The sequence below is a fragment of the Streptomyces sp. NPDC046303 genome (assembly GCF_055588085.1).
This window is the reverse complement of record NZ_JBVJFA010000033.1, coordinates 65,027-79,484: the sequence shown is the minus strand read 5'-3', so window position 1 is coordinate 79,484 and position 14,458 is coordinate 65,027. Positions and strand designations below refer to the sequence as shown.

Below are 14,458 nucleotides of genomic sequence, written 5' to 3'. Positions count from 1 at the left end.
GGTCCCGGCGAGGCAGCCCGAGTCGCCTCGGGCTGCCACCGGCACGACGGCACCGCGGCCCTGGCCTGCTAGGGGCCAGAGCTCATCTGATCCGGGATCAGTTGGGGTTCGTGTACACGCTGCAAGCCGAGGACGTCAGGCGGACCGGACCGGCCTTGCGCACCTGGATCTTCTTCATCAGGACACCTCCTTCACACCAGTGGGTGATGCGGACGTGCTCATCCTGTCGAGGGCCGCCATCGTTTCTCCAAAAGTCCGCCAAACGTCTTCACGAGGTGCGCACACCCTTCCCTGGCGGGCGAAGAGCCCGCATGTACCCGTATCCGGTCGAATGAGGGTTTTCGCCATGCCGCCGATGAGTCGCGTGCAAGGATGTCGGCCGTGACCAGATCGTCCTCCTCGCCCGTCGCCGAGGGCACGCCTCACCACCACGGCCTGGGCCCCCGTGCCGCTGCGGTGCTCGTGTTCGCGTCGTCGGCCGCGGTCCTGGTGGTGGAGATCGTCGCTCTGCGGCTACTGGCTCCCTACCTCGGCCTCACCCTCGAGACCAGCACCATGGTCATCGGCATCGCCCTCACCGCGATCGCCTTCGGCTCCTGGCTGGGTGGGCGCATCGCCGACCAGGTCGATCCGCGCCGGCTCATCGGCCCCTCGCTGGGGGTGTCGGGAGCGGTCGTCGCGCTCACCCCTGCCGTGCTGCGCACTACCGCGGAGTGGGCACCGGCGCTGCTCTTGTTGATCGCGGCGCTGACCATCCTCGTGCCCGGCGCGCTGCTCTCCGCGGTGACGCCGATCGTGACGAAGTTGCGTCTCACCAGCCTCGCCGAAACCGGAACGGTTGTCGGCCGGCTGTCCGGCGTCGGGACCGTCGGCGCCATCGTCGGCACGGTCCTCACCGGCTTCGTCCTCGTTTCGCGGTTGCCGGTCAGCGGCATCCTGATCGGCCTCGGCACCCTGCTGGTGATCGGCTCGGCGCTGGCCGAGTGGCGAACGCGCGGGTGGCGCGGCACGCCTGCCCTGACGCTCGTGGTCGTTGCCGGCGGCCTCGCCACCACGGTCGCACCGGGCGGCTGCGACACGGAGACCCGATACCACTGCGCACGGGTCGTCGCAGACCCCGACCGGGGCAGCGGCCGCACGCTCGTCCTGGACGGCGTGCGGCACTCCTACGTCGACATCGACGACCCGACCTTGCTCAAGTTCGCGTACGTGCGCGCCATCGCGTCCGTGGTCGATGCCGCCTTTCCCCCCGACAAGCCGCTGTCCGCACACCACTTGGGCGGCGGCGGGCTCACCTTTCCCCGCTACCTCGCGGCCACGCGACCCGGGACGCGCAGCCTTGTGTCCGAGATCGACGGCGGGGTCGCGCGCATCGACCGCGACCAACTGGGTCTGAGAGCGCAAGGCGGTATCGAGGTACGCGTCGAGGACGGCAGGCTCGGCCTGCGGCGACTGGACGCCGGCAGTCGTGACCTCGTCGTCGGTGACGCCTTCGGGGGCGTCAGCGTGCCGTGGCACCTCACCACGGTGGAGGCGATGGCCGACGTACGGCGGGTGCTCAACGAAGACGGCCTGTACGTGGCCAACCTCATCGACCACGGTGGCATGGCCTTCGCACGTGCCGAAGTAGCCACGCTCAGCGGAAGCTTCGAACACGTCGCCCTCGTCGGCGAACCCGCCGACATCGGCCTCGACCCGACGGCCACCCCCGAGGGCGGCAATCTGGTGGTGCTCGCCTCCGACCGGCCCGTCGACGTCCGTGCGACCCAGGAAGCTCTGGACGCCCGGCAGACCGGCTGGAAGATCTCCACGGGCGACGACCTCACCTCGTGGATCGGCGATGCCCGACCGCTCACCGACGACCACGCACCTGTCGACCAGCTCCTGCAGCCCCATGCCTCGCGGAACAGCCGGTGACAGGACACGCGTCCGAGCCGAACGGGCGCTGACAGGGCTCTCGTTCCGGAAGATCTGCGGCTCGGGTGCGCTCTCGCGGAGATTTTTGCGGTGATCCATTGACCGGGACCAAGGCGCCGGATAGAAAGATCGCGAACAGGACCGCGATCATCAAACCGGTCCGTACAGCTCTGCCCGGGGGATTTCGCTTTGCCGCACACAGATGCACTTCGTCCTGCCCGCGTCCTGGTGGTCGAACCCGCCTCTTCCGGGGGCGCCACCCTGATCGGCGTCGCGGCCGAGATGGGACTGCGGGTCGTCGTCGCCACCGCCGACTCCGGCGACCGCCGGCTCTCCGACGCCGTGCGCGCGGCGGCCGACTCGGTGCTGACGGTGGAGACCAACGACCAGGCCGCTCTCGAAGCGGCCGTGCTCGAACTGCACCGGGCCGAGCCGTTCGAGGCGGTGCTGCCGGGCTCCGACATCTATGTGACGGCGACCGCGCGCGTCGCCGCCGCACTGGACCTGCCCGGTCTGCCCGTGGCGACCGTCGACCGGGTCCGGGACAAGAGCGTCATGCGGGCCGCCGTGGCGGAGGCCGGGCTGCGCACCCCGCGCTTCGCCCAGGCGACCGACGACGCCGAACTGCGCGCCGCGGCCGAACGCGTCGGCTTCCCCTGCGTGCTGAAGCCGGTCGCCTGCTCCGGCAGCATCCACGTCAGCCGCGCCGACGACCTGGACCAGCTCACCGCCGCGTTCCAGCGGCTCGTGACCGACCCGGAGCCCGACATGGGCAAGCTGCACGAGCACCGGGTGCTCGTCGAAGAGTACGTCCAGGGCCCCGAGTTCAGCGCTGACGGCTATGTCCTGGACAGCGGCGAGGTCACCGTCGTCGCCCTCAGCCGCACGCTGCTCGGCCCCGAGCCCGACTTCGTGGAGCTGGGCCACCTCACCCCGGCCCTGGTCGACGACGCCACCCTGAAGGGCGTCGAGGCGTACGTCGGCGACGTCGTCCGCGCCGTCGGCATCACCAGCGGCCCCTTCCACTGCGAACTGCGCCTGGCCGCCGACGGTCCGGTGCTCATCGAGATCGGCGCCCGGCTGCCGGGCGACCGGATCGTGGAGCTGCTGCGGCTGGTGACCGGCGTCAGCCTGCCCAGGGTGGCCGTCGCGCTCGCGCTCGGCATCGGACTGGAGGCGGCCGGTGCCTTCGCGCGGCCGCAGGCCGAGAGCGCCGGCATCCGCTTCTTCTCCGCCGCGGGCCGCTCCTCGTACCGGGAGCTCACCGGGTGGCCGGAGCTGGAGGCGCTGCCGGAAGTCACCGAGACCGCCGTGTACTTCGCGCCGGGTGAAACCATCCCGGGCGTCGAGGACTGCCGCTCGCGCCTCGGCCACGCCCTGTTCACCGCCGACTCGCCGCAGGGCGCCCTCGACCGCTGGCAGGCGCTCGGCGACCTCGTCGTCCCGGCCTGACCCGGCGGATCCCACCATGAACGCCCCCATACTCGACTACGCGGCCGTCGGCATCGGCCCCGCGAACATGAGCCTCGCCGCGCTCGCCCATCCCGTCGAAGGGCTGCGCGGCGCCCACCTGGAACGCCGTGAGAGCTTCTCCTGGCACCCCGGACTGCTGCTGCCCGAGGCCACCCTCCAGGTCTCGCTGCTCAAGGACCTGGTGACGCTGGTCGATCCGACCAGCCCCTTCTCGTTCCTGTCGTTCCTCGCGAGTGAGGGCCGGCTCTACCGGTTCCTGGCCGCGGACTTCCCGGCCGTCCTGCGCGCCGAGTTCAACCAGTACCTCCAGTGGGTGGCCGGGCGGCTGCCGGGCCTGACGTTCGGGGCGGACGTACGCAGCGTGGACTTCCACGACGGGACCTTCCACCTCCGTACCGGCGAAAAGGAAGTGACGGCGCGTCACCTCGTGCTCGGCACGGGGCTCACCCCCTCCGTCCCCGAGCCGTTCCGCCCCTTCCTCGGGCCCACCGTCTTCCACTCCGGGGAGTTCCTGCTGCGGGCCCCCGAGGTGACCGGACGGCGGGTCGTCGTGGTCGGCGGCGGCCAGAGCGGCGCGGAGATCGTGCGCCACCTGGCGGCCGGCGCGGCCCCCGAGAGCATCACCTGGGTCAGCCGGCGCTCGTCGTTCCTGCCGATGGACGACTCGCCGTTCGCCAACGACCTCTACACGCCCGAGTACGTACGCCGCTTCCACGCGCTGCCCGCCGATCACAAGGCCCGGCTCCTGGAGCGGCAGAAGTACACCAGCGACGGCATCGACCTCCAAGTCCTCCAGGACATCTACCGGTTGAGCTACCGCGACGAGTTCATCGAGAACAATCCCGGCAGGCTGCGCTTCCTGGCGGACTGCGCGGTCACCGCGATCGAGGGCGGCCCCGACGAATGGAAGCTCGTCGTCAGGTCCTCGGGCCCGGACGCACCCGCCGTGCTCGCCGCCGACATCGTGATCCTGAGCACCGGATACGCCTACGCCCTGCCGGACTTCATGGCTCCGCTGGACGCGCGGCTGCGGCGGGACGGCGGGATGCTCGTCGTCGGCAACGACTTCTCGGTCGCATGGGACGGGCCTGCGGAGAACCGGATCTACCTCCAGAACGGCGCCCGGCACTCCTGGGGCGTCGCCGATCCCAATCTCAGCCTGCTCGCCTGGCGCAGCGCGGTCATCCTCAACAGCATGCTGGGTGAGACGAGGTATCCCGTATGACCGCTCGTCAGGTCGCGCAGTTCCAGGCCGAGGCGGCCGGCGCCCTGGTCCCCTTCGGTCCGACCGAGGTGGAAGCCGACGGCGTGACCGTCGCCGAGGCGGACTTCGCCCGTTCGGTCTTCCCCCGCGTGCCGTTCAAAGCGGCCCGCTTCACCGTGCCGCCGGGCGGGACCAGTTCGCCCGACCAGCACGCGGTCCAGGAGATCTGGGTGGTCCACGCCGGGTCCGGCACCCTGGACGTGGACGGCGAACGGTCGCCCGTCGGGCCCGGCTCCGTGGTGGGCTTCGCCTCGCAGGCCGTCCACGAGGTCTTCGCCGACCGGGGCGAGGAACTGGTCATCTACTCCTTCTGGTGGTCGGCGCCCCATGAGTGAGCGCACCGCCGGGACCGGTGGGGCGCCCCCCTACGACCTCGCCGTGGTCGGCGCGGGCGCGGTCGGCGCCCTCGCCGCGTACTACGCCGTGCGCCGGGACCCGGGCCGCCGCGTCGCCGTGATCACGCACACCGGACGGGGGACGGGCGCGACCCGCTTCTCGGCCGGGTTCGACACGCCCACGGGGCACAACCCGGCCCAGCGCGCCCTGGCCGCCCGCAGCACCGCGCTCTTCGACGAGCTCGCCGCCGGACTCGGCGGCGCCGGACGCACGCCGGTCGACGTCCGCTGGCTGGTGGCGCGCGAGAACACGGCCGCACTCGACGCGACCATGGCCGACGGCGGCCGCACCCGCCCGGTCACCGGGGTGGAACGGGCCCTGCTCGAGCGGACGTTCCCCGGCCTCGCCCACGGCGGCGACGAAGTCCTGCTGGCCACCGCACCCATGACGGCAGGTCAGCCGCAATGGCTCACCGACCGGCTTCTCGGCGAGGTCCTCGGCCGCCCGGACAACACCCTGCTGGAGGGCTTCCGGGTCACCGAAGTCCGCCGTACGGGCGGGCGCGTCGAACTGGTCGCCGCCGACGGCAGCCGGATCACCGCCGCCCAGGCGGTCCTCGCGCCCGGCCCCTGGGTCCTCGACGGCCCGGTGGCGGTGGCGGCGGCCGCCCGCGCGCGCGGGGCCCGGGTCAAGAAGGTGGTGGCGTTCCACATCATGACGCCGCCCCCGCCGGGTGCCCCGGCACTGGTCCTGGAGGACGCCGACGCCTTCCTGCTGCCCCACCGTCCCGGCGGCCACTGGATCTTCAGCATCACCTCGCCCGACTGGGACCGGGGCCCCGACGAACCACTCGCCATCGACGCCCGCGACCGGGAACTCGCCCGGGCCCTGCTCGCCAGGCACGTACCGGGATTCCTGCCGCACCTGCTCGGCGGCCGCGTCTTCAGCGACTGCTTCACCCCCGGCCACCTGCCGGTCGTGGACACGGTCGGCGGCGACGACGTGGTCATGGCCATCGGCGGCTCCGGCTCCGGCTACCGACTCGCCCCGGCCATGGCCGAGGACGCACTGAACCTGCTCGACGGGAGAACGCGAACATGAGCCTGCTGACCGGGGACACCCACACCCCTCGGCACTACCTCCTGGTGCCTCCCGAGGCCACACCCAACGGCCCCCTGCACCTCGGCCACATCGGCGGCCCCTTCCTGTGGTCGGACATGATCGCGCGGCATCTGCGGGTCCGGGGCGACCTGCCGCTGGTGATCACCGGCAGCGATGTGTACGAGTCGTACGTGACGCTCAGGGCGCATGCCGAGGACTCCACGCCCGGCGAGGTCGCCGCCCGCTACGGACAGCGCATCCAGGACGACCTGGCCGCGCTGCGCATCGGCGTCGACGCGTTCATCGTCCCCGATCAGCAGCCGTGGCGCGAGCAGTTCGAGCAGGAGGTCGCCGCCTCGATCGAGCGGCTGACGGCCCGGGGCGCGGTGCTGACGCGCACCGAACGGGTGCCCCACTGCGCGGCGTCGGACCGCTGGGTGGTGGGCGGCTGGCTCCAGGGCCGCTGCCCCGACTGCGGTGCGGGCATCGCCAGTTACTTCTGCGAGGAGTGCAGTGCGCACTTCCTGCCCGAGTCGGTCGTCGAGCCGCGCCCCCTGCTCGACGAGGGGCCGCTGACCTGGCGGGAGATCTCCAGCCTCTTCCTGCGGCTACCGGACCGCGACCTCCTGGACAGCACGCTCGTGGACCTGGGCGTCGCCGACCGCTACCGGGCGACCGTGGCGCGCTTCCTGGAGCGCGACGGCCTGACCGTACGGCTGAGCGCCCCGCAGACGTGGGGACTTCCGCTGCCCGCGCCCGAGCCGGACGTGCCGCGCGCCCTCTTCCCGTACGCCGGGATCTTCATGTTCGCCCGCCTCGCCGGCGCCGTCCACGGCCGGCTCTCCGGCACCGGCGTGAACGCCTTCGACCCGGACTCCGGGGTCACCACCCTCACCACCCTGGGAATCGACAACGTGATCCCCACCCTGGTCTCGATCGTCGGCACCAGCCTGCTGCACGGCGACATGAAGCCGTACGACCGGTGCCTGATCAACCACTTCTACCAGCTGGCCGGGCGGAAGTTCTCCACCAGCGCCCGGCACGCCATCTGGGCGGCGGACATCGCCGCGTCGCCCGCCATCGGCGTGGACACCGTCCGCTACTACCTCGCCGGGGCCGATCTGGAGTCGGGGGCGGCGAGCTTCGAAACGGCGGACTTCCTCCACACCGCGAACGCCACGCTCGCCGACGGCCTCGGCAAGCGGATCGACGCCGCCTGGGGCCGGCTGCCCGAGGGGCCGCCGCAGCCGCCCGCCCCGGCCGTCGCCGACCTGCTGGAATCCCTGCTCGCCGAGCAGTCCGCGGCGCTCGACGCCGCCCGCATCTCGACGCGGCGCGCGGTCGCGGCGCTCGACCGCTGGTGCGCCGACGAAGCGGTGGCCCACGCGGCCGAGGACGGCGCCTACTGGTGGCTCAAGGGCCTGTCCCTGCTGGCGTTCCCGGTGATGCCGGACCTCGCCGAGCTCCTCTGGCAGCGCCTCGGCGGCGCCGGTGAGCCTCGCGCGGCGGCCTTCCTCGCCAGGACCCCGGCCCACCGGGACCTGCCCGCGCCCGGTTTCGGCCGGGTGAGCGCCGCCGATCTGGACTCCTGCCTGCCCGACACCCTGCGACCGGGAGTGGACGCGTGACCGACCGGACCACACCGCTGTACGTCGTCCTCAACCGCTCCGGCGACGAGTTCGGCGAATACCACCGTTTCCTCGACGGCCACCCCTGCCGGATGGTGTACCTCACCACGCCCGGCGGGCTGCCCGCGCTCGACCAGGACGGGGCGACCGAGGTCCATGTGCGCGACAGCCTCGCCCACGACGACCTGCTCCCCCTCGTACGGGAGATCGCGGACCGGCACGGCACGCCCGAGGTCGTCTTCGGGCAGTCCGAGTACGACATCCTGACGGCCGCCCGGCTCTCGGCCGCGCTCGGCGTTCGCGGCGGCTACGGTCTCGACCTCGTCGAGCGGTTCAAGGACAAGCTGGCCATGAAGCGCGCGGTGGGCGGGGCCGGACTGCGGGTTCCCCGGTTCCGGCGCCTCGACGACGCGCCCTCGGCGGAGGCGGTCGTCGACGCCCTCGGCGGTCTGCCCCTGGTGCTGAAGCCGCGCGCCGCGGCGGGCTCCCAGGGAGTCACGGTCGTCCGCGGCGTCGACGAACTGCGTGACGCGCTCAAGGGCGTCGACCCCGAGGCGTACGAGTGCGAAGAGTACGTCGACGGGGACATCTTCCACGTCGACGGCGTCCGCCGCTCCGGCCGCCTCCACTTCGTCACCGCTTCCCAGTACGTCCACACCTGCCTGGACTACGCACACGGCCGCCCGCTCGGCTCGGTCCTGCTCGACCCCGGCCCCGCACACGACGAACTCACCACCTTCGCCAACCGCTGCCTGAGGGCGCTCGGGCTGCGCGACGGCGCGTTCCACCTGGAGGCGATCCGGCGTCCGGGGGGCGAGCTGGTGTTCCTGGAGGTCGGGCTGCGGCCGGGCGGCGCGCAGGTGCCGTTCCTGCACGTCGACCTCTACGGCATCGACCTGTTCGCCGAGGCGTTCCGGGCGGCCCTGGGCCTGCCCCCGCTGTGGCAGCCGTCCGAACCGGTCGGGCCCCGGGCCGGCGGCTGGCTGATCTACCCCGCTCCGCGCGAGCTGCCCGGACGGGTCGTCGCGCGCACCTCGCCCGGGTCGGCCGTCCCCGAGGTCTACCACGAGGAACTGCCCGCCATCGGCCAGATCATGACCGGGCCCGGCAGTTATGACGAGGGCTGCGGGATCTTCCGGTTCCGGGGGCGGAGCGCCGCCGCGGTGCGCGCCGCCGTGCACACCGCGATGGAGGTGTACGGGCTGCGGACCGAGCGGGCCGAGCGGGCCGAGGAAGCTGCGCCGCATGGCTGAGGCACGCCGGTACCGCGCCGTGCTGCACGCCTGGTTCCGGGAGACCCTTCCGGCCGCCGGGAACGCGCGCAGACTCGGCGTCCTCACCCTCATCCAGTCCCTGGGGCTCGGGGTGTTCCTCACCTCCAGCGCCGTGTTCTTCACCCGGACCATCGGCATCCCCGCCCAGCGCGTGGGCCTCGCCCTGTCGGTCGCCGGGCTCTGCGGTCTGGTCTGCACCGTGCCCATCGGCCGGCTCGCGGACCGGCTCGGCGCGGGCCGGGTGCTCACCGTCAACTTCCTGCTCGCGGCCGCCTGCTTCACCGCGTACTGCCTGGTGGACGGCTTCGCCGCGTTCCTCGCGGTCGCCTGCGCCGTCGCGGTCCTGGAGACCTCGGCGGGCGCGCTCCAGGCGTCGCTCACCGACGCGCTGGTGGGCGAGGCGGAGCGGGTCAGGGTGAGCGCGCAGATGCGCAGCCTGTTCAACCTGGGCTTCCTCGGCGGCGCCGCGCTGGCCGGAGCCGCCATCGCGGCCGGCACCTCGACCGCCCTGTACGCCACCGTTCTCGCCAACGCCGCGCTCCAGTTGGTCTCCGTCGCCGTGCTGCTCGGGATGCGGCTGCCCGCGGGCGCCGGGCCCCGGGCCACCACCGACGAGGCGCCGGGCGGGGTGCTGCGCAGCGGCGCGCTGCGGGACGTGCGCTACGTGGCGGTCGCGCTGGTGTGCGGCGCTCTGGAGCTGTACCACCCGCTGCTGACGGTCGGTCTGCCGCTGTGGATCGTCACGAGCACGGACGCGCCCGCGCTGCTGGTGTCGGGAGTGCTGATCCTGGACACCGTCCTGGTGCTGTTGTTCCAGGTCACGGTCAGCAGGGGCGCTCGTACCCCGGCGGGGGCGGCTCGTATGCTGCGCTGGGCGGGGTGGGCGCTGGGGGCGTCCTGCCTGGTCTTCGCGGTGAGCGGGGGGCACGGCCCGCTCCTGGACAGCGCGGCCCTGCTGGGTGGCGCGCTGGTGCTCGTCCTCGGCGAGCTGTACCAGGCGTCGGCGAGCTGGGGCCTGTCCTTCGGGCTCGCCGCGGCGGGCCGGCAGGGGGAGTACCAGGCGGTGTTCTCCCTGGGGCGCGGGCTGCAGCAGTTCGCCGGGCCGTGGCTGATGACCTCCCTGGTCGTCGGCGCGGCGGCGACCGGCTGGCTGGTCCTCGCGGCCCTCTTCGCCCTGCTCGGGCTCACCGCGCCGCCGCTGGCGCGGGGCCTGGAGAAGGCCCGCGCGCGGACGGAGCCGGCGCCGGCGCCGACCTGAGCGGACCGGCCCGCGCGGACCGGCCCGAGCGGACCGGCCGGCGCGCCCGTCCGCACCACATGTGTCACACCCGTACAACCGAAACAGGTAAGCGAGCACCATGACCGTTCAGCGACGACACGACCCGGACGAGCGCGGCTTCGCCAGCGACAACTACGCGGGCGCGCACCCCGAGGTCCTTGCGGCGATCGCCCTGGCCAACGGCGGCCACCAGGTCAGCTACGGCGCCGACGTCTACACCGAGCGCCTCCAGGAAGTGGTGCGCGGCCACTTCGGCCCCACCGCGCACACGTACCCGGTCTTCAACGGCACCGGCGCGAACGTGGTCGCGCTCCAGACCATGCTCGACCGCTGGGAGGCCGTGGTCTGCGCCGAGTCGGCCCACATCAACGTCGACGAGGGCGGGGCGCCCGAGAAGGTCGCCGGGATCAAGCTCCTGACGGTGCCCACAGGGGACGGCAAGCTCACCCCCGAGCTGATCGACCGTCAGGCATGGGGCTTCGAGGACGAGCACCGGGCCCGGCCCAAGGTCGTCTCGATCGCCCAGTCCACCGAGCTCGGCACCTGCTACACGCCGGACGAGATCCGTGCGATCTGCGATCACGCGCACGACCTCGGCATGCTCGTCTACCTGGACGGAGCCCGGCTCGCCAACGCCGCCGCCACCCTCGGCGTGTCCCTGCGTGAGATGACCACCGACGCCGGCGTGGACGTCCTCTCGCTCGGCGGCACCAAGAACGGGCTGCTCTTCGGCGAGGCGGTGATCGTACTCAACCAGGACGCGGTGCGCGGCATGGCCCACCTGCGCAAGACGAGCATGCAGCTGGGCTCCAAGATGCGTTTCCTGTCGGTGCAGTTCGAGGCGCTGCTCGGCGGCGACCTGTGGCTGCGCTCGGCGGCCCGCTCCAACGCGATGACCCAGCGGCTGTACGAGGCGGTGCGCGAACTGCCGGGCCTGGAGATCGCCCGCCCGGTGCAGGCCAACCAGATCTTCGCCGTGCTGCCGCCGGCCGTCACCGAGCGCCTCCAGAAGCGTTTCCGCTTCTACACGTGGGACGAGCAGGCCGGCGAGGTCCGCTGGATGACCTCCTTCGACACCACCGAGGCCGACGTGGACGCGTTCGCGGCGGCCATCGCCGAGGAACTGGCGGCGGAGCGAGGCCAAGGGCCGACGGACGCCCTGACCACGGCCGAGCGCGAGGAACTGGTGCAACTGCGCCGCAGGGTCCGGGAGATGGAAGAGACGATCGAAGTGCTGGGAAAGGCGCCCGCCTTCTCCGCGAACCGCACGACGAAGTAGCCGGCGGCGGAAGCCCGGTGGGCCGGGCGAACACCCCGGCCCCCGGGCAGGAGAAGCACGAAGAGGTCGTCCGGTCCCAGGTCCCACGGCTCGGCAGCAAGCTCGCGGATCACCTGAGGCGGCTGCTCCGCCGCTGACGGGCGGCCGCCGGGCCGGCGGTTCTTCGACTGCTCGGCACGTCGTGATCGCGAGATTGACTAAATCTCTGCTGGTCTCCGGCAGAGCAGCGTTGTTGGATTGTTTTGCACCACGGCAACGAATTTCAAAGCACCGTCGGACAGGGCCTCCCGGTCGGTGACGCTGTGCATTGCCTGTGCCGCACTTTCGTCCCCTCCGGGAGTCAAGGCGGGGCGCCATACGCTGATTCGCCGGCGAGCGGCGGAGTGGCGAAAATGCCTTTTCCTCTCTTGCCTTTGCCCGGAGGCGGCGACCTCGAAGACGACGTCCGGCAGCTGGTCGTGCTGTCGGACGCGCTGCAGAGCTACCAGGAAGGCGCATGATGCGGGCGGTGATATCGGCGGGGCGGATGTTGAGTGGCCCCGGCAGGCGGGTCACCGCTGACGGTGCCGTGTTCGTGGACGAAGGCGTGATCGTGGCGGCCGGACCGCGCGCCGAAGTCGAAGCGCAGACCGAGAAGGCAGTGCCCCGGCTGGCCTTCCCGGAGGGCACCCTGCTGCCTGGGCTCATCGACGCGCACGTCCACCTCGCGCTCGACGCAGGGCCCGAGCCTGTCGAAGCCCTGCGTGCCGCCTCCGACACCGAGCTGTACGCCGGGATGGCCGAACGGGCGAGGCAGCTCCTCGCCACGGGCGTGACCACCGCGCGCGACCTCGGTGACCGGGGCGGGCTCGCCGTCCGCCTGCGGGACGAGATCGCGGGCGGCAGAGTGCCCGGGCCGCGCATCCTGACTGCCGGAACGCCGCTGACCGGGCCCGGCGGGCACTGTTGGTTCCTCGGTGGGGAGGTCGAGGGGGCGGACTCGATCAGGGCACTGGTCCGCCGCAACGCGCAGAGCGGAGTGGACCTCATCAAGGTGATGGCCACCGGAGGCGGCATCACCAAGGGCGGCCCGCCCGTCTGGCAGGCGCAGTTCACCACGGAGGAGCTGCGCATCGTCGTGGAGGAGGCCCGCCGGTTCGGGCTGCCGATCGCCGCGCACGCCCACGGCACGGAGGGCATCGCTGCTGCAGTGGCCGCAGGGGTCGACACCATCGAGCACTGCACCTGGCTGGCGCGGGACGGATTCGACGTACGCGAAGACCTGGTCGCCGCCATCGCCGCTCAGGGCATCGCCGTCGGCCCGGCGGCGAGCCCCGACTGGCGCGGCTTCGCGGAACGCTTCGGGCGGAAACGGGCCGAGGAGATGTTCGACCGGATCCGGTGGATGGCGCAGCGCGGCGTACGGCTCCTGCCCGGGACCGACGCGGGGGTCTCCCGTGCCGTCTTCGACGGCTTCGTCTCCAGCCTGGAGTTCTTCGAGCACATCGGCATGACACCGTCCGAGATCATCGACCTGGCCACGACGGGCGCGGCCGAGGCCCTGGGCATCTCCCACGACACCGGCCGACTCGGGGTGGGCTACCGCGCCGACCTCCTCGTCGTGGACGGCGACCCGCTCTCCGACCTTCAGGCCCTGCGCTCGGCTCGCCTGGTCCTGTCCGGAGGCCGCCCGCTCGACCCGGAGCGGCGCCTTCCCCAGTAGCGGCGAGACGGCGAGGACCACAGGCACGCGTTGTTGCGCCGGGTCTCGGGACCGAGGGCCGTCCCGCAGCACGAGGCGAGCGGCTCGGCTTGCGGCAGGGTGCGGCCAGTTTGCTGCCGGAACGTCAGCGAGCCTCACACCCGTACGGGGGAACGTCACGCCAGGATGGAGTGGCCCCGAGGGCCGCGGCGCCCCGGGCGGGAGGAGAACGCATTGATCACCACGGACATCCAGCGGAACGGCACGGTCCTGGTCAGCATCACCGGGACACTCGACGAGGACGCGGGCGCAGCGCTCCAGCGGGCGCTGGACGACGTCACCGCTGACGAGCGAGACCTCATGGTCGACCTGCACGGCGCGGTGTCCATGGACACCGCCGGCCTGCTCCATCTCCTGGCCCTGCACCGGCGCGCGGAGAACCTGCGGCTGCGCGTCCTGGTCATCGGCTGGCAGCCCCAGCCCCAGCAGCTCATGGCCGATGTCGCCGGGATCCGCGGGCCCGGCTCGGCCACCGGAGAGCGGTATGCGCTGGCGGGCTTTCGCCGGCTGCTCGAGGAGCGGGCCCAGCGCGCGCGGGACCTCTCGGATTTCAGTGACGGATGGCTGTCCCGCGTCTAGCGAGGCGGCGCGGTCGGTAGTCAGTGACTCGGGTCGGCGGTTACCACTCCTCGGGACGGGTGCGGCGCCCACGCAGATCGGTATCCGTGGGCGCCGGTGGCCGGCCCAGCCCCTCCTCGGCTCACGCCGCAGCCGCTGGCCTACTCGGTGACCTTCGTCGTGACGGGGGTGCCGGCCTCCACCGTGCGGCTGACGGTGCAGAGCTTGTCGTGCGAGGTCTTCACGGCGCGCGGCAGGATCGCCCGGGCCCGGTCGCCGCCTTCACCGTCGGGGAAGCCGACGGTGAAGGCGACCTCGAGGTCCGTCATCAGGTTCCCGCCGCCCTCGTCCTGGACCTTGTGGCCCCTGACGTCGACGGAGAAGACGGCCGGCTCCGCGTGCCGTGAGGTCGCGACGTCCACATCGGCCGCAGAGCACCCGCCGATCGCGGCGAGCAGCAGCTCCACGGGCGTGAACCCGTCGCCGGAGCCGGTGCTGAAGGTGATGGTGCCCCCGCGGGCATTGGTGGCGGTGAACAGTCCCGGCCCGGTCCGCTCGACGGTGACGGAACGCAGTGATTCATCGGTCATGTCCCGACCGTACCCCCG

12 protein-coding genes are annotated in these 14,458 nt (G+C 72.5%); 11 read left to right on the top strand and 1 reads right to left on the bottom strand.

What is annotated here, in order from left to right; translation table 11 throughout:
• Nucleotides 1-381 precede the first annotated feature (381 nt).
• From ACZ6I1_RS28170 to ACZ6I1_RS28120, 11 genes are all read left to right on the top strand, one after another.
• Complete coding sequence (locus tag ACZ6I1_RS28170; RefSeq protein WP_469291716.1) at nucleotides 382-1,917, top strand: fused MFS/spermidine synthase; 1,536 nt, start codon at nucleotides 382-384, stop codon at nucleotides 1,915-1,917.
• Nucleotides 1,918-2,106: 189 nt separating this feature from the next.
• Entirely contained in the window at nucleotides 2,107-3,369 is a 1,263-nt protein-coding gene (locus ACZ6I1_RS28165; RefSeq protein WP_469291715.1) for an ATP-grasp domain-containing protein, read from the top strand.
• A 16-nt stretch (nucleotides 3,370-3,385) separates the two neighbouring features.
• The gene (locus ACZ6I1_RS28160) at nucleotides 3,386-4,615 is read left to right on the top strand and encodes a lysine N(6)-hydroxylase/L-ornithine N(5)-oxygenase family protein (RefSeq protein ID WP_469291714.1); all 1,230 of its coding nucleotides are present in this window, start codon (nucleotides 3,386-3,388) and stop codon (nucleotides 4,613-4,615) included.
• Nucleotides 4,612-4,989 carry a cupin domain-containing protein gene (locus tag ACZ6I1_RS28155; protein WP_469291713.1) on the top strand — a complete coding sequence of 126 codons (378 nt, stop codon included), beginning with the start codon at nucleotides 4,612-4,614 and terminating at the stop codon, nucleotides 4,987-4,989. The genes ACZ6I1_RS28160 and ACZ6I1_RS28155 overlap by 4 nt, the downstream gene beginning before the upstream one ends.
• Nucleotides 4,982-6,091 (top strand): NAD(P)/FAD-dependent oxidoreductase, encoded by a 1,110-nt coding sequence (locus ACZ6I1_RS28150; RefSeq protein ID WP_469291712.1) that lies wholly within the window; start codon nucleotides 4,982-4,984, stop codon nucleotides 6,089-6,091. Before ACZ6I1_RS28155 ends, ACZ6I1_RS28150 begins: the two co-directional genes overlap by 8 nt.
• On the top strand, nucleotides 6,088-7,719 hold the full coding sequence (locus tag ACZ6I1_RS28145) for a class I tRNA ligase family protein (RefSeq protein ID WP_469291711.1): 1,632 nt from the start codon (nucleotides 6,088-6,090) through the stop codon (nucleotides 7,717-7,719). Before ACZ6I1_RS28150 ends, ACZ6I1_RS28145 begins: the two co-directional genes overlap by 4 nt.
• Complete coding sequence (locus ACZ6I1_RS28140) at nucleotides 7,716-8,972, top strand: ATP-grasp domain-containing protein (RefSeq protein ID WP_469291710.1); 1,257 nt, start codon at nucleotides 7,716-7,718, stop codon at nucleotides 8,970-8,972. The genes ACZ6I1_RS28145 and ACZ6I1_RS28140 overlap by 4 nt, the downstream gene beginning before the upstream one ends.
• A complete protein-coding gene (locus ACZ6I1_RS28135) occupies nucleotides 8,965-10,251 on the top strand; it encodes an MFS transporter (RefSeq protein WP_469291709.1) in 1,287 nt (428 codons plus the stop codon). Before ACZ6I1_RS28140 ends, ACZ6I1_RS28135 begins: the two co-directional genes overlap by 8 nt.
• Before the next feature lie 100 nt (nucleotides 10,252-10,351).
• Nucleotides 10,352-11,551, top strand: a complete 1,200-nt coding sequence (locus ACZ6I1_RS28130; protein ID WP_469291708.1) for a threonine aldolase family protein — start codon at nucleotides 10,352-10,354, stop codon at nucleotides 11,549-11,551.
• 499 nt (nucleotides 11,552-12,050) lie between these two features.
• Nucleotides 12,051-13,253: an amidohydrolase family protein gene (locus tag ACZ6I1_RS28125; RefSeq protein ID WP_469291724.1), complete on the top strand. Its 1,203-nt coding sequence runs from the start codon at nucleotides 12,051-12,053 to the stop codon at nucleotides 13,251-13,253.
• A 213-nt stretch (nucleotides 13,254-13,466) separates the two neighbouring features.
• Entirely contained in the window at nucleotides 13,467-13,871 is a 405-nt protein-coding gene (locus ACZ6I1_RS28120) for an STAS domain-containing protein (protein ID WP_469291707.1), read from the top strand.
• A 140-nt stretch (nucleotides 13,872-14,011) separates the two neighbouring features.
• On the opposite strand, the gene ACZ6I1_RS28115 is transcribed toward ACZ6I1_RS28120, so the two are convergent.
• On the bottom strand, nucleotides 14,012-14,440 hold the full coding sequence (locus tag ACZ6I1_RS28115; protein WP_469291706.1) for an OsmC family protein: 429 nt from the start codon (nucleotides 14,438-14,440) through the stop codon (nucleotides 14,012-14,014).
• Between the last annotated feature and the right edge of the window lie 18 nt (nucleotides 14,441-14,458).